16 protein-coding genes are annotated in these 20,084 nt (G+C 46.1%); 3 read left to right on the top strand and 13 right to left on the bottom strand.

Annotated features, from left to right (window positions below):
* Nucleotides 1–430 precede the first annotated feature (430 nt).
* On the bottom strand, nucleotides 431–1,525 hold the full coding sequence (locus AB4124_RS15340; protein WP_076323164.1) for a CapA family protein: 1,095 nt from the start codon (nucleotides 1,523–1,525) through the stop codon (nucleotides 431–433).
* Between the two features lie 433 nt (nucleotides 1,526–1,958).
* Between AB4124_RS15340 and AB4124_RS15345 the strand changes: the two genes are divergently transcribed.
* The 3 genes from AB4124_RS15345 to AB4124_RS15355 are packed head-to-tail and all read left to right on the top strand — an operon-like array spanning nucleotide 1,959 to nucleotide 3,606.
* Nucleotides 1,959–2,441 (top strand): Lrp/AsnC family transcriptional regulator, encoded by a 483-nt coding sequence (locus AB4124_RS15345; RefSeq protein ID WP_441973382.1) that lies wholly within the window; start codon nucleotides 1,959–1,961, stop codon nucleotides 2,439–2,441.
* Between the two features lie 53 nt (nucleotides 2,442–2,494).
* Nucleotides 2,495–3,064, top strand: a complete 570-nt coding sequence (locus AB4124_RS15350) for a chromate transporter (RefSeq protein ID WP_339273412.1) — start codon at nucleotides 2,495–2,497, stop codon at nucleotides 3,062–3,064.
* Nucleotides 3,064–3,606, top strand: coding sequence for a chromate transporter (locus tag AB4124_RS15355; RefSeq protein WP_339271110.1), 543 nt, complete (start codon nucleotides 3,064–3,066; stop codon nucleotides 3,604–3,606). The genes AB4124_RS15350 and AB4124_RS15355 overlap by 1 nt, the downstream gene beginning before the upstream one ends.
* A 762-nt stretch (nucleotides 3,607–4,368) precedes the next feature.
* On the opposite strand, the gene AB4124_RS15360 is transcribed toward AB4124_RS15355, so the two are convergent.
* From AB4124_RS15360 to AB4124_RS15415, 12 genes are all read right to left on the bottom strand, one after another.
* Nucleotides 4,369–4,728, bottom strand: coding sequence for a Rieske (2Fe-2S) protein (locus AB4124_RS15360; protein WP_441973383.1), 360 nt, complete (start codon nucleotides 4,726–4,728; stop codon nucleotides 4,369–4,371).
* 434 nt (nucleotides 4,729–5,162) lie between these two features.
* A complete protein-coding gene (locus AB4124_RS15365; RefSeq protein ID WP_076322909.1) occupies nucleotides 5,163–6,218 on the bottom strand; it encodes an amidohydrolase family protein in 1,056 nt (351 codons plus the stop codon).
* 29 nt (nucleotides 6,219–6,247) lie between these two features.
* Nucleotides 6,248–7,798 (bottom strand): ABC transporter substrate-binding protein, encoded by a 1,551-nt coding sequence (locus AB4124_RS15370; RefSeq protein ID WP_441973384.1) that lies wholly within the window; start codon nucleotides 7,796–7,798, stop codon nucleotides 6,248–6,250.
* Nucleotides 7,799–7,857: 59 nt separating this feature from the next.
* Nucleotides 7,858–8,718: a carbohydrate ABC transporter permease gene (locus tag AB4124_RS15375; RefSeq protein ID WP_441973385.1), complete on the bottom strand. Its 861-nt coding sequence runs from the start codon at nucleotides 8,716–8,718 to the stop codon at nucleotides 7,858–7,860.
* 12 nt (nucleotides 8,719–8,730) lie between these two features.
* Complete coding sequence (locus AB4124_RS15380; RefSeq protein ID WP_076322906.1) at nucleotides 8,731–9,651, bottom strand: ABC transporter permease; 921 nt, start codon at nucleotides 9,649–9,651, stop codon at nucleotides 8,731–8,733.
* Nucleotides 9,652–9,841: 190 nt separating this feature from the next.
* Nucleotides 9,842–12,157: a helix-turn-helix domain-containing protein gene (locus AB4124_RS15385; protein ID WP_441973386.1), complete on the bottom strand. Its 2,316-nt coding sequence runs from the start codon at nucleotides 12,155–12,157 to the stop codon at nucleotides 9,842–9,844.
* Between the two features lie 290 nt (nucleotides 12,158–12,447).
* The gene (locus tag AB4124_RS15390) at nucleotides 12,448–13,791 is read right to left on the bottom strand and encodes an alpha/beta hydrolase (protein ID WP_441973387.1); all 1,344 of its coding nucleotides are present in this window, start codon (nucleotides 13,789–13,791) and stop codon (nucleotides 12,448–12,450) included.
* A gap of 5 nt (nucleotides 13,792–13,796) precedes the next feature.
* Nucleotides 13,797–15,140 (bottom strand): alpha/beta hydrolase-fold protein, encoded by a 1,344-nt coding sequence (locus tag AB4124_RS15395; RefSeq protein WP_441973388.1) that lies wholly within the window; start codon nucleotides 15,138–15,140, stop codon nucleotides 13,797–13,799.
* A 26-nt stretch (nucleotides 15,141–15,166) separates the two neighbouring features.
* Nucleotides 15,167–16,084 (bottom strand): LacI family DNA-binding transcriptional regulator, encoded by a 918-nt coding sequence (locus AB4124_RS15400; RefSeq protein WP_441973389.1) that lies wholly within the window; start codon nucleotides 16,082–16,084, stop codon nucleotides 15,167–15,169.
* Between the two features lie 46 nt (nucleotides 16,085–16,130).
* Complete coding sequence (locus AB4124_RS15405) at nucleotides 16,131–17,891, bottom strand: alpha-glycosidase (protein ID WP_441973390.1); 1,761 nt, start codon at nucleotides 17,889–17,891, stop codon at nucleotides 16,131–16,133.
* 35 nt (nucleotides 17,892–17,926) lie between these two features.
* Nucleotides 17,927–18,760: a sugar ABC transporter permease gene (locus AB4124_RS15410; RefSeq protein ID WP_430204563.1), complete on the bottom strand. Its 834-nt coding sequence runs from the start codon at nucleotides 18,758–18,760 to the stop codon at nucleotides 17,927–17,929.
* Nucleotides 18,761–20,077 carry an ABC transporter permease subunit gene (locus AB4124_RS15415; protein WP_441973391.1) on the bottom strand — a complete coding sequence of 439 codons (1,317 nt, stop codon included), beginning with the start codon at nucleotides 20,075–20,077 and terminating at the stop codon, nucleotides 18,761–18,763. It lies immediately after the preceding gene.
* Nucleotides 20,078–20,084: the final 7 nt, after the last annotated feature.

The raw sequence follows: 20,084 nt of genomic DNA on the forward strand, positions 1-20,084 counted from the left end.
TTTGTCCGTGAATGAAAGACCTACTCGGGAGTATAACGTTAGCTTGTTAATTCCACCTCCGATCTGTGTTAAGACGAAGTTAACTCTGCCGCTATCGGCTGTTACATTCCGTCATTAGCTGGAAGGGCTGCAAAAATGTATGCTTCCGCTTCATATTCACCGCTACCACTAACGACCGAAGTTAACCCGTCTTCTTTCCCTTATCATATTGAAATTTTATTTCGAATTACAATATGTTTTGTAAAATTTTATTTTATTTTTTAGAGCAGGAATTTCTGGCTGGATGGAGTAAGTGCGGATTTTGTTGAATGCTGAGAATGAGAAAAAATCCATACACCCGTTTCTGACATTTTTTGCGAAGGTCTTCCTCAGTGCACAAAAAAACAACCGCGTCCTATGGTTATGGCCGCAGTTGTTTATAAACTTCCTTTTATTTTTTGGTGACATTGCCGTTGGCATCAATTTTTGCATTATAGGAGAGTTTGTTCAGTTTCGCGATGATGTCTTTGTTGTACTTCTTGTCCATCAGATTCGGTTGACCTTGAATAATTTTCACCGGCGTAATCCGGCTCGTGATCTTGGAACCCTGGATCTCAAAATGGACCATCATCGACAGCAAGGTATTGTCACCGCCCCGGGTCGAGCGATTAAACACGAAGTTGCCCAGCGAATAATAAATCGGTTTGTTCTTGTAATACTCAATGCCCATCAACGTATGGCTGTGGGAACCAATAATAATGTCGGCACCCGCATCGATCATCTTCTTCGCCATCGTGCGTGCATATTCTTCCGGATAGTCGGCAAATTCCTCATTCCAGTGGATATACACGATCGTATAATCGTTTGTTTTTGCCGATTTCTTAATATGGGTCAACATCGGCTCCATTGTGTACGCGGAAGCAGCGCCCGGATGGTTCTTGCCCGCGATCCAAGAATTACCCGAGAGGACCCGGCTGACGCCCAGCACCGCAATTTTCTTCCCATCAATGTTCTGCACGTAAGGCTGGAAGGCCTCGTCAATATTGCGCCCGGCTCCCGTGTACCCGATCTTCTGGCGCTTCAAATGTGTAATCGTATCCAGCATCGCATGCTGCCCATAGTCCAGAATGTGGTTGTTAGCCAGCGTTACGCCGTCGATTCCTGCATAGACCAAGCCTTCGAGCGTATCCGGCTTCGAACGGAAAGCAAAGGTTTTGTCCGCAGCCTTACCCCGAGTGGAGACCGGTGTCTCCAGATTGGCAAACGCCATGTCCGCTTTTTTCAAGATGGGGGCAACCTTCTTAAATGGGTATAGGTTCCCGAATCTATCAATCTGACTCCCCACGTAGCCGTCCAACAGAATGTCACCTGCAAAAACAAGATCTATCGGTTTGCTCTTCGACTTGGCTTGAGTGGTTGTGCCCGCTGTATCCCTGGTCTCCTTGACCTTGCTCTGAGTCTCTTTCTCATTCGTGCCCGCTGCCGAAACGATGCTGACCGGGAGAATCATAACGATAACCAGAATGAGACAAAATAATCTTTTCATATCGATGCCGCCTTTCGAAATAAGAACTTCTAAGAAGCTAGTCATTTACCACGTTTATCCTATCATAATTTGATATAAAAGGGTAATTCTATAAAATGAACCATTTAATAGAATTACATAATGGATTCTAACCAGTTATCCCTTTCAGCACTACGCATGCTGATTATTCTTCCGATCCCTGTTGCCCCCAGATTTTTTTAACGGATTAACAGTGGTTGAACATCCAGATAAATCAAAACTATCTTTTTCTATCCATAGTCTTAGACTTGAAAAGCGGACAAAAAGTTTCAAATTTTGCAAATCAGATTGAAAACATCATAAATTGCTTATATATTTAAACGTATCGCAAGTATAACCTTCATTTTAATTACGTTTTGTAATAATTATGTCGGCTAACTCTTACATATAAGTAAAACCAAAGGAGCTGCAGCCCATGGATATTCATTCTTCCGGTGAAAACGCGCCTCCCCTGATTGATGATACGGACCGCAAAATCATTGCGATCCTCGGCAAGAACGGGCGAATCTCGTACACCGATTTGGCCAAGGAGATTGGGTTGTCCCGCGTTGCCGTACAGGCCAGGGTCAACTCCCTAATCGATGACGGCGTTATTGAACGGTTCGCGGCGGTCATTAATCCGGAGAAAGTGGGGATCTCGGTGTCTGCTTTTTTCAATGTGGAGGTCGAACCCAAACATCTACAGCAGGTAGCTGATACATTGGAGAACGAGCCGTATGTAACAAGTCTGTATCATATGACCGGTCCCAGTAAGCTGCATATGCACGGACTATTTACCGATCATAAGGAAATGGAAATGTTTTTAAATGAGAAGCTTTACCCGCTCCCGGGCATTACAAGTGTGGATACGCAGATCTTAATCAAGCGTTATAAAAGCCGAATGGGCATCCGACTTTAACTCTTACAACAGAAAGGACTCATACCTTGCCTGATAAAACTAGCAACCCATACATGGAATTAACGTTCGGCATGTTCCGAACCGGAATACTCGGCTACGGCGGCGGTCCTTCAGTTATTCCGTTGATCCGTCACGAGGCCGTCGTTCGTTACAACTGGCTCAGCGACGATGAATTCGGGGAGGTGCTCGCGTTAGCCAACGCGCTTCCGGGTCCCATCGCCACGAAGATGGCCGCCTATCTCGGTTACCGGGAAAAAGGGGTGCTTGGCGCCATAGTTGCCATTCTCGCGCATATCCTTCCGACCTGTATTGCGATGATCGCGCTGTTGTCGGCGGTGACGTTCCTTAGCAGCTCCAAAGTGGTGGCAGGCATGATTGCCGGCGTTACGCCGGTCATTGCCGTGATGCTGGGAACGATGGCTTACGAATTCGGCGAGAAGGCTGTAAAGGGGCTCGGCATCTACGCCGGGATCGGATTTTTCGCAGTATCGTTTCTTCTGCTGGAGAGTTTCCAGATTCATCCGGCCATTGTCATTATACTGTTCCTTGCCTACGGCACCGTACATTTCAAAACCGTAGCCAAATTAAAAAAACAAAGACAGGATAAGGAGGGGTCCGCCTAATGGAAGAATGGCTTCAGCTGCTGATCAGCTTTTTCGTCTCCAACGTGCTCGGTTATGGCGGCGGTCCCGCTTCCATCCCGCTCATGTACAAGGAGATCGTCACGAATCACGGATGGCTGACCGATCCGGAGTTCTCCAACATGCTGGCCCTTGGCAACGCGCTTCCCGGGCCGATCGCCACCAAAATCGCCGCTTTTGTCGGGTACGACGTATCCGGCTGGATGGGCATGACCCTTGCCCTCGCGGCTACGGTTATACCTTCGGCGGTAGCTCTCATCTGGCTCTTGAATCTGCTGCAGAAATACCGTACGTCGCCAGTCGTCAAAGGGATGACCCTGTTAGTTCAGCCGGTCATCGCCATCATGATGCTGACCCTGACCTGGCAGATGGGCAAAAGCTCTGTCATCTCCATCGGCCTTCTGCAATCCCTCGGCATCGCCGCCATCGCCTTCTGGGCCATGAACATCCGCAAGATCCACCCGGCGCTGGTAATCCTGGCCGCGTTTGCTTACGGGGGATTGGTGTTGTCGCAGGTGGTGTGAGGGGGGATTGTATAGAACAACTATAACCCGTTCGGGATAATCGCCATGACTAAAAGAGCGAGTGTGAGGGACTCATTCCCACCATACTCGCTCTTTTTTCAGTCGTCAGCCATCCAAGCATGCCCCGGATCACGAACCTTACCTGTCCCCCGCTTAGACTGATAGGGCAATGAGTAGAAATTCACCTGTGAACCGGACGGTATACGATCGCCATATCATTTAATATGTCCGAAAGTCCTCTTATTCGTCTTGAAGACTTCCTAACGGACACAGAATACCTTATTTTGTCCAAAATAGCCCTTTTGGTGACTTTAGCGGACCCAGAGGACCTTATTTGCTGTCTTTATTGGTATTGGCACCCGTAATTCGCACAATAGAGGATCTGGAGTCCGATACTTTGTAAATAATCAGGTTGTGATCTTAAATAACGGATCTATGGTCCGTTAAATGCTGACACAAGTACCTTGAGCGCCCATGGTTGCAGTTTCCCATTAAGTAATCCCAAGAAGTGCGCAAGGTCACAATAACCAGGAGCAGGCCAGGTAATTTGCCACATCCGATTATATCTCAATGCCACACCAATGTAATTAGCGACATCTCGTTATACCCAACTCCCAACGAATGTGCCTTGATCGTCACCTACATCCATCAAGTATCCAATCGTCACCTGCATCCAACAAGTATCCAATGCTCGACGGCCCCACGTCTGTTCACATTGGATGGAGCCTCTCTGTCCTTAATGATACTCTTTCAACTCCCCACCTACTTCCTCCCCAACACCACCCCGATCTTGCCCTCATGTACCTCTACCTTATACTTCTTCACCCGGATGCGGTCGCTGAACAGCGACTTGCCGGTCTGCAGGTCAAACTCCCAGCCATGCCAGGGACAGCGGACGATCTCGCCTGTCCGGCCGTATTCGTAGTCGTATACCTCCGAAGGAAGCGTCGTACCGGAGACCAGTCCTGCGCAGATCGGCGCCCCCTGATGCGGACAGTAGTTGAGGATCGCATGAAACTCGCCGTTGATCCGATAAATTCCAATTTCGCGCCCCTCAATGTTTACGACCTGGTGTCCGCCTTCCGGTATGTCCTCCTCCGCCAGCACGTAATGTACTCCCATTCATGCACCTCCTTGCCTGTGCGCCCAGTTCGTTAATCAAGTTTGTCTTTCACCGCGTGCTATTCATCCAGAGTACCTTAGTTGACTCCAGTCAAATTCATTAATCCCGGTTGTCGAGTTACCCTATCTGCCCAGCCACTCCCTATCATATTAATTAATCCAATGACTCAATTTAGCTAAGGTATTCTATCAGCAGTCCAAATCATCGAGTTCATAACCTACTCCTGCTCAGTAAAAAAGTTGCCAGTTATTGACGTTCGTCGTTGACCAGTTTCAAGGCTGGTTTCGTTCATGCAAGCTAGCTTCGATCATGCAAGCTTGCTTCGATCATGCGAGCTAGTTTCGACCATGCCAGCTAGTTTCGACCATGCCATCTAACTTCGATCATGCAAGTTAGTTTCATCAAATTGGCTCTACGTTCATCATCCATCCGCTCAATCCAATCTGTACAGCTGCTTCGCATTCTCGTAAAAAATCTTCCGCCGGGCCTCCGGCTTCAGCCCCCGCAAAATATGGCTTGGCGAGTCGAAGTCCCAATGCGGGTAGTCGCTGGAGTAGAGCAGCATGTTCTCGGCATCGATCATGTTGAAGAGATCGATGAGATGCTGCGGATTGTCGGGCTCCTCAATCGGCTGCGTGGATAAGTAGCAATGATCCCGGATGTATTCGCTCGGCATTCTCGTCAGCCAGGGCACGGTTGCGCGCAGCGCCTTGTAATTTTTGTCCAGCCGCCACATCAGGCCCGGCAGCCAAGCCACTCCGCCTTCAACCAGAACGACCTTCAGGTTCGGGTACTTCACGAATACGCCCTCGCATACCATGCTCACCAGATGCGCCATGAACATCTGGGAGAGGCAGGTGTGCCACTCAATGTAGCGGGTCGGGTATCCGGCCGCGGTGGGAGCCGTCGAGCTCCCGCCGCCTTCCGCTCCCGGATGGATCCCGATTGGGAGACCCTTGCGCTCCGCTGCTTCGTAGATCGGGTGATAATGACGCTGACCCAGCGGCGAACGCGCCGCGCTGGAGATCATCACCTCCACGATATCCGGATGGCCGCCGATCCGGTCGATCTCGCGTGCCGCCAGCAAAGGGTCCTGAGTCGCTACCGCCATTGCGCCTTTGAATGCTTTATGTTTGCCGAGCCACTCGGCGATCAGATAATCGTTATAGGCCGAGCATATCGCGGCTGCGTAATCCGGATCATGGGTGGAAGAGATGTTGTAGACAACGCCCGTCAACACGGCGTAGTCCAGATTATAACCCTCGATCAGCTGCTTGATCATATAATCGGGGTCGGAACCGGCTTTGCCTCCACCCGGAGGGATCGAGTCCTTTTTCATCACGCCGATTGGCGAGTAATACCCTGAGCCTGCATAACCGATGCCAGATGCCGCTACCCGGGAGCGCCAGGGCTCCTGCAAATATGGAAGCAGCGCCCTGTCGTCCTGCTCGTTATGAACGTCGACGTCGATAATTTTCATATCGTCCATTGCCTGATTCCTCCAATCTCCATAAGTAATTACTTACCGCCGTACGTGCGCGTGTAGGCGGTGTTGTACATAGTAAGGAGTTCATCGGAGCCGAGTTTCTTGGCCTGGTCAATAAATTGCTGATAGGTGGTGTCGTTAATCGGGGTTTTGCCGGTCACGAACTCCGTCACCTTTTGCTCAAGGAATTTGTTCAGATTGTTCAGCTTCGATTTCTCGAGCTCCAGCTCCTCTTCCGTCTTGACGATCTGTTTCGGTGCCGGGACAATGTACTGCTCATACCGGGCATTGATATCCTTGCTCTTCTCGCTTAAACCACGCTCCCACACTTCACGGGATTTAGCGTTATTCAGCGTGATCAGGTCATACCATACGCCCCAGTCCTTGCGCAGCGCATTAAACGGAGACTCGCCAAATTCCTTGTTATATACCGCTTTACCGTCCTCCATCGTATACGTTTTGCCTTCGATTCCCAGGGACAGATAATTCGTTCCCTCTTCGCTGACCAAATAATCAAGGAATTGAACGGCACGCTCTTTATCCTTCACTTTGGCCGATATCGCTCGACCGACAGTGCCAACGACCGGACGGGAAAACTGATAGTTCTTGATCCCTTCGGCGGCAAAGGAAGGAATCGCATCCAGCTCATACTCGGCCGAACCGGCCCCCCTCGCCTTCGCTACGAGCGACTCCAGATCGGCCTTCCAGAAGAACGTCACCAAGGATTTGCCTGTTAAAATCCGCTCCTCCCACTGCGCTTGTGTCAGCAGCGAGAATTCCGGATCCAGCAATTTTTCCGCATACAGCTTATTCAGATAGACCAGCATATCCTGATAATTCTCATGGTAAGGAGCGAACGCGTATTGATCCGTGGTCGGATCCAGATTGTAGAAACCGCTGATCCCCGTGAAGATACGCCCGAAGGTCGTATACAGCCCTGTATCGCCAACGATGGCGTTGGATATGAGCGGATAGGAATCCGGAACCTTCTCTTTCAATGTTTTCAGATACTGATAAAATTCGTCCACGGTGGTCGGTGCCTTTATCCCATGCTGATCCATGATATCCTTGCGGGCATACCAGATAAAGTTGAAGCCCTTGCCCTCCGCATCCCCTTCCAATACGGGTACGGTGTACAAGCCTCCGTCCGTGCCCGTTGCCAGCGCCTTGGCCTCAGGATATTTGTCGTAAAAGGCTTTCAGATTCGGCGCCCGATCCAAGTAATCATTGAGATTCAGGAACACCTTCTCCGGTCCATGCTCCCTGCCGTCCTGCGTCGGCACCTGGATAAAATCCGTGGCGGTATTTGTGGCAATCATGATCTGCCTCTTCTCCTCAAGCCCCTCCTGGCTCACGATCTGGAACTTCACTTTGACGCCCGTCTTTGCCTCGATCTCTTTGAAAATCTCCCAGTCATCCCGAACCTTGCCCTCGACCCGGTCGTATACCAGCCAAGAAAAAGTTACCGGTTTGTCAGGACTTAACGTTCCCGAATCATCCTTGCCCCCGCCGGAGCATCCCGCAACCAGCATCGCGCTGAGCAGGATCATGGCAAGCGCAGTTCTGAACCCCTTTCGCCTCATTCCCTAACCTCCTTTTTATCTTCACAGCGTATAGAGACGGATTTGCTTGAAATCCATAACTACCCCTTAATGCCGCCAATCATCGTGCCTTGTACAAAGTATTTCTGGATAAACGGATAGACGCATAGGATCGGCAGCGTACCGATCATGATCATGGCGTATTTCAACGTCTCCAGATGCGTCAGGTCTCCCTCGCCCTGCACATTCGTACCGGCGATCAGGATGTTGCGCATCATAATCTGCAGCGGGTACATCTCCCGGTCATTCAGATAGATCAAAGCGCTGAAAAAAGAGTTCCATTGATTCACGGCCGTGAACAGGCCGATCGTGACCATCACCGGTACGGATAAAGGCAGCACGATCCACACCAGAATCTGCATGGGCCCGCATCCGTCGATGGCAGCCGCGTCCTCAAGCTCCTCCGGCAGCGCCTCGAAGAATGTCCGCATGATAAACAGATACCATGTGCTGATCAGTGACGGGAGCACGATCGCCCATATCGTATCGAGCATCCCCAGCCTTTGAACGATCAGGAAGGTTGGAATCATGCCGCCGCTGAACAGTAGTGTGAACGCCGCCATCAGCAGAATCACTCTTCGGCCGGGCAGCCATCGTTTCGCAAGCGGATATGCCATGGCGGAGGTCGCAATCAGCGTCAGTACCGTCTGAAGGAAGGTATAACGGATCGTATTCCAATAACTCACCCAGAGATCCGGGTTATAGATAAGCTGCTCGTAAGCGATCAGCGTGATCTTCTTCGGCCATAGCAGCACGGCGCCACTCGCGACCATGGCATTGTTGCTGATGGAAGCCGAGAATACGTAAACCATCGGATAAGCCATTACAATGATCAGCACAATCATGAACAATACATTGAATACGTCAAACAGCTTCGAGGCGAAGCTTTCCTGCTTTTTCATCGCGCACCTCCCTTACCACAGGCTGGTCTCCGAATATTTGCGTACGATCCGATTGGCCGCAACGACCAGAATGAAGCCAATCGCCGATTGGAACAGGCCCACCGCGGTGGCGAAGCTGAAATCGGCATCGAGGATGCCCCGCCGGTACACAAAGGTGTTAATGACATCCGAGGTTTCATAATTCATCGTGTTGTAGATCAATAGTATTTTCTCGAAGCTGGCCTCCATGAAATTACCAAGCGACAGCACGAACAGAATAATCATGACAGGCACCATGCCGATGAACGTAATATGTCTGACCTGCTGCCACCGGTTCGCCCCATCCATCTTGGCCGCTTCATACAGCGTCGGATCGATTCCGGCAATCGCAGCCAGATAGAGAATGGTGCCCCACCCCACCTTCTGCCATATTTCGGAGCCCACATACACCGTCCGGAACCACTCCGGCATGCCCAGAAACATGATCGGCTCGATGCCAAGCAGCTTGACGAGCAGATGGTTCACCACGCCCGTGGTGGGAGACAGGAAGGTCACGAGAATGCCCGCGATCACGACGGTGGATAGGAAATGCGGCATATAGCTGATGTTTTGCACAAACCGTTTGAACCATTTGCTCTTCAACTCATGGAACAGGATCGCCAGAATGATCGGCGCCGGAAAATGAAACAGGAGATCATACACATTCAGCATGATCGTGTTGCGAATCAGCTTCCATGCATCGGGGGTGACGTAGAAAAATTCAATCAAATGCTTGAATCCGACAAACTTGCTTCCCAAAATACCCCGGCCGATCGAATAGTCCTGGAAGGCAATGATGATGCCGTACATCGGCGCGTACTTAAATATCAAGTAGTACAAAATGCCGGGCAGCATCAGCAAGTACAACGCTTTATGTTTTCTCAGAACATAGCCGATCCGTGATAGCTGCGCCAATAATCCCCACCTCCGATTGAAAGCATTTACATTCATTTGTTGTTGTCCCCACTATACGAGCTGTGCTTCCTTCGCGTAAAGCAAACATCTTTTCCTTAAGACACAGGTTTTGCACTGCCTGTGCCGCAAGGCTTTCAGCCTGTTCCATGCAAAAAAAGAGACTTCAGAAAATAATGCAGTCTCTTCTTTCCTATTGGTGAAAACTCCGGTATTTGGCGGGCGTAATGCCTTCATATCGGCGGAAAGCCCGAATCAAAGAATTTCGGCCCCAATACCCAACCTTCTCGGCAATTTCGTCAATTTTCAAATCGGTTTCAAGCAAAAATTGCTTCGCCTTCATCAGCCGGTACTTCGCGATATATTCCACGTATTTCTCGCCAACCTCCTCCTTGAAGGTCCGGCTGAAATGCCCGATGGACATATTCAACATACCGGCAAAATACTCGATCGACATCTCTTGATCATAATGCTCATGAATGTATTCCACGATCTCGCTAAACTGTTGACTCCGGCTGCTGGAAGCCGGCTTCCGGAACAGAAAACCATGAATCTCTTCGAAACAGCACGTCAGCTCGTCCCATGTCATGCAGCGATTCATTCGTTCGAACAGACCCGAGTAATACGGAACGTTGAGTTCATTGCGCTCCGATTCCACGGCCCGAATCCAGGTGTTGAGCACATCGGCTAGCAGATATTTCATCTGCATGGCAGATGCATCCTTGCCCTTTCCCTCCTCCAGCAGAGCAAGCACGGAATGAAGCAGCTTGTCATACTCCCTCGTTTTGTACTGATTGAGAATCCGCTGAACCTCCTGTACAGATAGAAAAGAATCCCACTGCTGCAGCTCCCGGGAAGGCTGACTGCCGCAAATCTCCACCGCGGAATGCAGCCCCCGGTACTTCAGCATGGCCAGCGCATGCTCATAAGACTGGTGCAGCTCCTCAATGGCATGAACGGTCTTTCCGATACCGATGGTCGCTTTATAATAAGCACCGTATTCCAGAAAAACGTGCCTTATCTGCTCCGCTATTTGTTCCGGATGGTCCTCGCCCTCCGTAATGGGACCATGCTCCACGATGCAAGCTATCAGATCCGGCCTTGTCTGGCAGATCCAGACCATGCCGTGTGCCAGCCGATGAATCTTGTCCTTCAGCTCCGTCAGCAAAAAAGTCTTGGTGGATTCCGATGCCGACTCGTAAACGGTTGGATCATAATGGAACGAGATGCACAGGACGGTTCTTGCCGCCTTATGGCTGTAGGCAAACTCAATCTCCTTGGCGTAGTACTCAATCGATAAGGCATCGCGGTATTGCCCCAGCAGGATTTTCGTAAAAAACTGCTCCTGCACAATCGGAAGCATCCCGTTCACCATCTGGAACAGCTCTTTATTCTCCGTCATAATGAACTGGGAATAGCGTTTGATGACATCAAACTCATTTCCTTCGTGGCCGACCTCCCCGTTCGGAGCGTGATGCAGCTTCAGTCCATCCTTAATCTCCCGAATCGGCCGATATAAGCGTCGGCTTAAATAATACGAGGCGAGTGCGCCAACAATGAGAAAAAATAGGAGGAACAACCAACAGATCCATCGGGTCATATAGACCGGCTTCATCAATGTACCCAAATCGATCATGCTGATATAATGCCAGGACTCGTCAAAGCCAGATGCCATGAAGGACAGCCCCGTCTTGTCCGATATCGTGAATTGCGAAGCAATGCCCTCTGTACGTATTCGCTGCTGCAGGGCAAGCTGGTCCTGCTCGGTCAGTCCGTTCTGGGCGATCACTTTGGCCCTATCATCCACAATCGCCGTGCCCGTAACCCAGCTCTCCGGAATATGAATCTGCTCCTGAAGCTTGTCTCGTTTCACTTCGACCAGGAGATAGACTTCAGGAGCCGCGGTATTAAACGGGTAGCTCATGGAAGCCGTCAACGTGTCGGGGGTATCCATAAAGTCCATCATTTTTTTGCCGGATAATTCAGCTTCCAGCTGATGCCGGCGGTTCAGATCCAAGGGATAATGGGAATGGAAATAATACGCTTTATTCGTGTAGGTTTCGGCATCCATCATCAAATCCTGGTGAACAAAATAATAATACGCCCTCTCGACGAGATCATCCGATTCCAGCTGCTGCAGCTGCTCCCGCAGGGAATGAAGCAGTTCCGGAAGCAGCTGGCTTTCCGGCGATGTAGCCGTGGGAGCGAGAAGCACGCTCCGTAATCTGGAGGTGCTGAGGATATTAATCATGCTCGTTTTCAAGGACTGAAGCTCGGTATCCGTTTGCTCGGAGAATCGATTCATCATCACTTGGTTAAAACGCTCGGCATCCTTTTCAATGATGCGAACGACCAGCACCTGGGCAAGAACCGACGCAACAATAACTGGGATGAGAATGAGGAGAAAATAGTTGGCGAACAGCCTCCAAAACAGAGTGGTCCTTCTGGGAGGCGGAGAATCGGTATCCCCCGGCTCAGGTGATCGGTTAGGCGGCGTCCTTCGCTCCATGAATGTCCCCCCCTCTTGGTATTTAAAATTGCAAGTAACAAGGCTTGCAGTTACGTTTACTATATTTTGATGTAAGTTATAATATTCGCTGCAACTTCTGTGCATGGAGCTTCAAGCTTAGAGCAAAATTGATAACCAAAAAGAAACCTTGAATGGCACAAAGCCTTTCAAGGTATAAATTGATTTTTGACTATTCAACTTGCACTGAGACTCTCTTATCCCTATTTTTATTCTTCCAAATCAAATGTCTTAATTAACTCACTAACTTCGTCTAATGTTTTCTATTTTTTTCATGTTTCATTCCTCATCCAATGTTCGACGTTAATTTCAATCATGGTGTCCTCTAAAGCTGTATATTTATGTTGAACGGGTTCGCCGCTTGAGTCCACCTCCACGATTCCATCCTGTCTACTGATTTGGTAGATAAACTCAGCATGTAAAGGTACCTGCAGTTGATTGTAGTACATACCCTTGCTCGGATCTTGAATCAGAGGAAACCAAGCATACAGGTTCATATCGACGGGTGTATTTAGCGGAACATGAACAACCATGTCCAAGGTTACACACACTTTTTTCTCATCAACAACACGAATCTCTGTAGTAGCTTCCAAGTCCTTGTATTTAACGGTTACCGAGGTGACCCCTGTTTTCTTAGGCACGATGGTTCCGTTCGCTATTACTTCCGCGATCTCTTGATCATACACATGATAATCCGCTCGTAATAAGGACATTTTAAAGTCATCCCCAAATTCTAGAATCGCGTTCAGTCGGCTTGTGGGACCTACAATACCCACCTCTTCACAACCGATTAACGATAATGAGCGTGCTTCGCCTTTCCTTCCAAAAAAATGAATGAGTGGAGATGATAATCTTGCTGCCCAATCTTTCTCCACATGAGCAGCACCTGGATCATTGAAATAGATCAATTGAGTGTCGGCTTCATAACCTAAATCTACGAGTTCCTCTGTCACTGCACGGGTATGCTTATCCATGACTAAAGTTCCTTCAGAGCTCCCTAAATCAATCCATATTTGGGATATTGGTTGCTTCTTTGTAAAAGTATGATACAGCCTGATTTCTTCGAGTGAAATGGGATCTACACAATAAAAATAAGGGGAAACGATAGCTAGTTTACCGAATATATCTGGATTACGAAATCCGATATGATAGGTAACTTGCCCGCCTCTGGATGAACCCATTAACGCCGTGTGTTCAGGATCTGGTTTCGTTCGGAAAACCGAATCCACGTAAGACTTCACTTCTTCAATGATGAACTTTTCATATAGAAGACCTTTGGGGTGAATCGGAACTTTATCGAGTGGATACTGCACCCCTTCCAAGTCATGGGTATATTCGTCGGACCTCTCTAGCCCCATATTAGCAATACCTACAACGATGATCTCTTCCATCTTGTGATCACGGATCAATCGATCAATGGTTTTATCTACATGCCAAGAATACCCATTGAAGGCGGGGTGAAAGATATTTTGCCCGTCATGCATGTATAATACAGGGTATCGCTTCGTCTTGTCGTACGCATAATTAGGAGGAAGATAGACAAAAATATCTCTCTTATTATCCAAATGCGCCGAGTAAAAGCTCTCAATTCGCAAAATGCTTGACTTGTATGTCATTTTCATCACCTTTTACAATTCTCGGGTATGAGATCTACCCATTGATCGACTTCGTAATTCAGGATTAATCCATCATCCGTTGTAAATTTTCGATATGGAACTTCCCTGCCTTGAATGTCTGTTTCATGCATGCCTAATCCACGAGAAATACGGAATTCAAACGAAATGCCTCTTGGCACCTCAAACGTTCCGCCATATAGTCCTTCTTGAATCATTGGTAACTCTATACCGGCGTATAACTTATCTGTTTCTGGCGTAAATGCCGGCACTTTAACGGAAAGATTAACGGTAACTGTATCGGAAATATAGGGCACAACTGCGATTTCGAATTGATCTGTTAGATTGTTATTCATATATGTGATGGTGGTCTTCCCTACTTTTTTGGGGATTAATCTTCCTTCCTTTGTTACCTCCAAAATATCGGGATCACCAACTTCGTATGTTGCATTTAAATCCGTCATCATAAATCCGCTATCAAAGTGCACCACCGAATTTAATGTTCGCTTAAGTCCATCTATGCCAACAGCTTCAGGACCATGCAAATCAACACGGACCGGCGTACCTATTTCGCCAAAAAAATAAATTAACGGCGCATGAACCCGAGCCGCCCAATCCTTTTGAGAGTGGCCAGAATTGACAGCAAGATAATACATCAGGTCATTTCCGGGCTGGTAGCCGCTTTTAATAAGTATATCTGCCACATATCTCACATGTTTCTCCATCACGGTAAAGCCCTCAGCATCTCCTACATCTAGCCATATTTTAAGATCCTTTTTTTCTGTGTATACACGGCTTAACCATCGATCTTCCATCGTGCTCGGGTCGACACTGACAAAGAATGGGCATAGCGAACCTACCATACCAAAAGTATCTGATTGACGGAATCCTATATTGTAAGACACGAGTCCACCCGCGGAGGACCCCATTAACGCCGTGTTACGTTTATCAGGTAGCGTTCGATATTCTTTATCGATGTAAGGTTTAACTTCTTTAATAAGGAATTCCTCATAAAGTTCGCCTTGATTGGTCGTATTAAAAATATTATGGCCATCGGGATTGGCATGCATATATTCTGATATTCTAGTGTCTTCTACATGAGAGATGGCAACAATGATAATTTCTTTCATTTTCCCCTCAGACACCAATGCATCCACTGTGGTATGAATATCCCAAGATTCGCCTTTGTGATCTTCAAAGAACATATGCTGACCGTCATGCATATAAAGGACGGGATATCTTTTTTCTACATCGTTTTCATAACTAACGGGTAAGTAAATAAACATATCTCTCTCATTATTAAGAATACTGGAATAAAAGTTCTTGATGGCGATTAACCGCGATAAATTCACAAGGCATACTCCCTCAAATAAAATTATTAGGATTGGGGCGACAAGAAAAAGAATTTATCCTTGTTTACGTAATCCACATCCTGAATGTAACGATCCATCATGCGCACAACTCCTTTATAATCATTCAAATTGAACTTGATTTGATACATATCGTCTCTCAAGATCTCTGAACAATCGCAGGTGCATATGGCAACTATTTTTTTATGCGTTTTGAATACCTCGTTAGCTAAAAATTCGTTCACGACCATTCCAGGGCTGTCTGGAAATTGGGATAAGAACGTATTCATGTTACTAGCTGTGTTATCTGAGACATAAATCTGGTTTTCATCTAAATTTGACTTTTGTTTAATAAACTCCATGAGTTCAACATTGTTATAGGAATCCATAATCAGAAATTGGGGGGATTCACCAAGTAAACGCTGAGATAAATGAAAGCTTTGCTCAAAATCTGGGAGGACTTTATGAAACAATGAGTTATCAATATAACTGTCCATTACAAATACGGGAACCCCAAATCCAAAATAATTGGATATCGTCGAGAATCTGTCTTGATCCACATTTATTAAGAACGCACCATCTAGATTTCTTTCCATAATAATTTTGTTGGATGGCGTCATGCTGTCGATTTGCATAAAGAGAACATGGTAACCTAACTCGCTGCATAACTGCTCAAGCTTAAAAATGGCTTTCGCATATTTTAAATCTGACCATACATGCTGTTTTTCCTCTTTGAACAAAATGATGCCAATTAATCCGGTTTTCTTGATTTTTAAAGACTGGGCTGTTCGGTTTGTCACGTACTTAAGCTGTTGGGCAATTTTAAGAACTTTAACACGCGTTTCATCCGAAATGGATTGCGTCTTCACATTGTTTAAAATATAAGAAACTGTCGCGATCGATACATTTGCTTCTTTTGCTATATCTTTAATAGTTGTTTTTTTCATGGATAAACCGCCTTTACTTAAACGTTTAAGAGATTTAACCATATCCCTATTCTTTTGTCAAACGGGTGTCCTTGGCGGTATTTAATACGATCCATCCGAATGCAGGTAAACTTACGTTAATTGCATCACCCTCCACTTCATATGTTCCGTTGCCTATCATTAGTTCGGGTGAAAATTCCTGATGAATTTTGAAATCAACTTGTTCCGATTGACTGCTGTTATTAAAACAAATGTAGATTCGTTCATTGTCATTCTTTCTTTGTACGACAAGTTGATTATTTTTGGCATACATAAAATGGAATGAGCCTTCTTGTAATACGCGATGTTTCTTTCGAAATGAAATCATATCTTGATAAAAATTAAAAAGCACGTGGTTTTGTTTCTCCTTTTCCCAAATCATTGGTTTCCTGCAATCTGGGTCTGCCCCCCCTGTCATCCCTACTTCATCTCCATAGTAAATGCAGGGCGTTCCAAGGAATATGAATTGAAACAGTACAGCCAGCTTTAATTTATTCTCATCCTGTGCGACTGTGAGCAGTCTCGGCGTATCGTGGCTTCCCAAAACGTTAAAGGTTGCTTCGTTTACTTGCTGCGGGTAATTAGCCAAGAGCCAATTGATTTGATAGGAGAACTGTACCGCATCCAGGTTATCCTTCGCAAAAAACTCGATAATGGCATCCGTTGCAGGATAGTTCATGACCGCGTCAAATTGGTCTCCTTCCAGCCACGGCATGGCATCGTGCCAAATCTCTCCCAGAATATATAAATCGGGCTTCAGCGCTTTTAATGTTTTTCGGAACTCTCTCCAAAAATCGTGGTCAACCTCATTCGCCACATCCAGTCTCCAACCATCAATATCACATTCGGTAACCCAATATTGAGCAACCTCTAGCAAGTATTTTCGCACTTCAGGGTTAGACGTATTAAGCTTAGGCATATGGGATTCAAAGGCAAAACAATGATAAGATGGTCTTGGCTCACATGTAATCGGAAATTGCTTGATATGGAACCAATCGCGATATTTAGATTTCTCTCCGTTCTCGATTACATCCTGGAAGGGTGCAAAGTCATAACCGCTGTGATTAAACACCGCATCAAGGATGACACGAATACCTCGCTCATGACATGAATTCACCAGTTTTTTTAATAACTTAACATCGCCAAAATGGGGATCAACTTTTAAGTAATCTGTCGTATCGTATTTATGATTTGTTTTGGCTTCGAATATAGGGGTGAAGTAAATGGCATTAACACCTAGGGAACTGATGTAATCTAACTGATCTAACACACCTTGCAGATCTCCTCCATAATAATCTTGCGGACCCGGATTGCTGTCTTTCCAAGGACGCACAGATGCAGGATCACTGCTCGAATCACCGTTAGCAAACCTTTCAGGGAAAATTTGATAAAATACAGACTCCTTTACCCACGCTGGCGGTTTTAACACCTCATGCGACCAAATAAACGGAAAATCGAAAAATGTTAGAGGGTTCCCCGGTTTTTCTTTACAGAAACCTTTCTCCGTGTACCAATATGTTTGATCCCCTGATATCAAGTGAAAAGCGTATCTGAGTCGTAAATGTGTAGGTTCGATTTCTACTTGCCAGTAATCGAATAATTCGTCACTTGCTATTTTATGAAGAGCCTTTTCGCATGCGGTATTATCCCAATCATACTTATCACCGTAAAAGGCATGAACCTCTTCGAGGTCATCTTTTTTGGTCCGAATTCTGATATGAATGAGATGATCATCGTATGCATAGCAATAGGAATTCCTTGGTCGGTGATAGATTGCTTCTAATAACATGGTACACTCCTTAGACATATGTGATTTGTAATCCCTTAACCTTTATCCGCACCCGCTGCGATCCCGTTAATCAAATATTTCTGGAAGTACATATACAGGATCGTAATTGGCAACGCAACAAGCACAGCACCTGCGGCAAATAAGGTAAAGCTGGAATTCGTCTCGTTCGCCACCATATTATATAACCCTTGCGCTAGCGTCATTTTTTCTGATGATCTTAGAACAATTTGCGGCAAAATAAAATCCATGAAGGGCGTAATAAAACTATTCAGTGCAACGAATGTAATGGCCGGCAAAGACAAAGGTAAAATAATTTTCAAAAATGAATCCTTATTACTGGCCCCATCTATAAAAGCAGCTTCTTCTAGACTTTTGGGAATCGTGTCAAAATGACCTTTCATCACCCATGTTCCCATTGAAATGGACCCGCCAGCATAAATCAGAATTAACCCTAGATGTGTATCTAGCAACCTCGTTTGTAATAGCAGAACAAATAGTGCCATGACGGATAAGAAGCCGGGAAACATTTGCAAGATTAATAACGTCATTAATCCTGTTTGTCTCCCTTTAAATCGAAATCTAGAAAAGGCATAAGCCGTCGCAGCTACAAGTGAGGTGGATATCACCGCATTCGAAATGGCGATCTTTATTGTATTCTTGTACCACAGTCCAAAATCCGTGTTCCTCATAAGATCAACATAATGAGTAATCGTGGGATGATCAGGAAACATCTGACTCACCAATAAGGTATTACCGGGATTAAGTGAAGTTCCAATAACCCAAATAATTGGATATATCGTGGTAATGAATAGCACAATGAAAATCATGTAGATGCCAATGACCAGCAAGTTGTCTTTTATTTTCGACATTTAAACCAAATCCTCTTCTTTATTTGACTTCATCCGCCTGTAATTCCATAAGGAGAAAAACGCAATGAAAACGAACATAATAATAGACACAGCAGAAGCCATATTAAATTGACTTTGGTTCAGTGTCATTTTAAAAATCCATGAGATCAGAATATCTGTGCTTCCTGCGTAGTAAAAGTCCGGATTTTCCGGTTTCCCATCCGTTAGTAAATAAATTAGATTGAAATTATTAAAATTAAAAGCGAATTGCATAATAAAAATAGGCGCGGTAGCCAATAAGACAAGAGGAAGAGTGATCTTAAAAAAGTTTTGTAATTTTGAGGCGCCGTCTACCTCTGCAGCTTCGTAAATGTCGCGCGGCATTGTCGTTAAGATCCCCGACATCAATGCCATGAGAAAAGGGGTTGAGAACCACAAATTCACCATAAGGATAGACACTTTCGCCATCGTCGGATCGGAGAGCCACGGTACTGGTGAGAAACCAAGCTTCACCACCAAATCATTAATCGGACCGAATGAGCCGTTCAATAATACCCTAAAAACCAAAATCGATATGAATTGTGGAACCGCCCAAGGCAGGATAAAGATGGTTCTCCAAAACTTTTTGAATCGAATCCTTGGGTGATTCACCATCATTGCTAATAAAAGACCGCTCAGAAAAACGGTGCTCGTCGAAACTGTAGCCCATATCAAATTCCAGACGGATATACCGAAGAAGGTAGTTCTCCATGATTCTTGTGCAAATAAATCATAGAACACGCTAAATCCGATCCAATCCACTAATGCGCGATCTGGAATATGTCCAGGAGCAGAATAATTGGTAAATGCGATCAACACATTAAATAGCAGAGGTATTAAGGTCACAAACAAGACAAAAAAAGCTGCGGGCAATAACAAAAGGTAGGGCAATTTACGAAATTTCATGGTTTTAATGGAATCTGTAAATCGCGGAGCACATCCCCCTTCGTCTCTAAGCGCTCCGTTTTTCCTAGCATCATAAATATTCATGAAATAAAAACTCAAATACAACAGAATGATTATGAATGTGATCAGACCATTGATTAATAGAAAAATAGAATGGTCACCCTGTACGACTTTCCCCTGAATAACCTTTGTAGGCACATCGCCTAATGTAATAAATCCCACTATGCCTTTATAGGCAACAGGATAATAGTTCCAGAAGAACAATTGGGCTAGGATCATATAAATCAAGCCCTTTAGATACTGCTTGTTGTACAGTTGGCCCAATCCAATAAAAACCGCAGACAAAATCATGCCTTTCGTCTGATGCTGACGAGAACTTTGGTTCAAATGCATATCTGAG

The sequence above is a fragment of the Paenibacillus sp. 2KB_20 genome, assembly GCF_052115765.1.
In the GTDB taxonomy this organism is placed as follows: domain Bacteria; phylum Bacillota; class Bacilli; order Paenibacillales; family Paenibacillaceae; genus Paenibacillus_AQ.

What these genes read in the sequence shown, in the direction of transcription:
- AB4124_RS15360 (WP_441973383.1), bottom strand. Translation starts at nt 4,728, where the DNA reads ATGGGAGTACATTACGTGCTGGCGGAGGAGGACATACCGGAAGGCGGA.
- AB4124_RS15340 (WP_076323164.1), bottom strand. Translation starts at nt 1,525, where the DNA reads ATGAAAAGATTATTTTGTCTCATTCTGGTTATCGTTATGATTCTCCCG.
- AB4124_RS15410 (WP_430204563.1), bottom strand. Translation starts at nt 18,760, where the DNA reads ATGTCGAAAATAAAAGACAACTTGCTGGTCATTGGCATCTACATGATT.
- AB4124_RS15350 (WP_339273412.1), top strand. Translation starts at nt 2,495, where the DNA reads ATGGAATTAACGTTCGGCATGTTCCGAACCGGAATACTCGGCTACGGC.
- AB4124_RS15405 (WP_441973390.1), bottom strand. Translation starts at nt 17,891, where the DNA reads ATGTTATTAGAAGCAATCTATCACCGACCAAGGAATTCCTATTGCTAT.
- AB4124_RS15365 (WP_076322909.1), bottom strand. Translation starts at nt 6,218, where the DNA reads ATGGACGATATGAAAATTATCGACGTCGACGTTCATAACGAGCAGGAC.
- AB4124_RS15375 (WP_441973385.1), bottom strand. Translation starts at nt 8,718, where the DNA reads ATGAAAAAGCAGGAAAGCTTCGCCTCGAAGCTGTTTGACGTATTCAAT.
- AB4124_RS15370 (WP_441973384.1), bottom strand. Translation starts at nt 7,798, where the DNA reads ATGAGGCGAAAGGGGTTCAGAACTGCGCTTGCCATGATCCTGCTCAGC.
- AB4124_RS15345 (WP_441973382.1), top strand. Translation starts at nt 1,959, where the DNA reads ATGGATATTCATTCTTCCGGTGAAAACGCGCCTCCCCTGATTGATGAT.
- AB4124_RS15385 (WP_441973386.1), bottom strand. Translation starts at nt 12,157, where the DNA reads ATGGAGCGAAGGACGCCGCCTAACCGATCACCTGAGCCGGGGGATACC.
- AB4124_RS15400 (WP_441973389.1), bottom strand. Translation starts at nt 16,084, where the DNA reads ATGAAAAAAACAACTATTAAAGATATAGCAAAAGAAGCAAATGTATCG.
- AB4124_RS15390 (WP_441973387.1), bottom strand. Translation starts at nt 13,791, where the DNA reads ATGACATACAAGTCAAGCATTTTGCGAATTGAGAGCTTTTACTCGGCG.
- AB4124_RS15355 (WP_339271110.1), top strand. Translation starts at nt 3,064, where the DNA reads ATGGAAGAATGGCTTCAGCTGCTGATCAGCTTTTTCGTCTCCAACGTG.
- AB4124_RS15415 (WP_441973391.1), bottom strand. Translation starts at nt 20,077, where the DNA reads ATGCATTTGAACCAAAGTTCTCGTCAGCATCAGACGAAAGGCATGATT.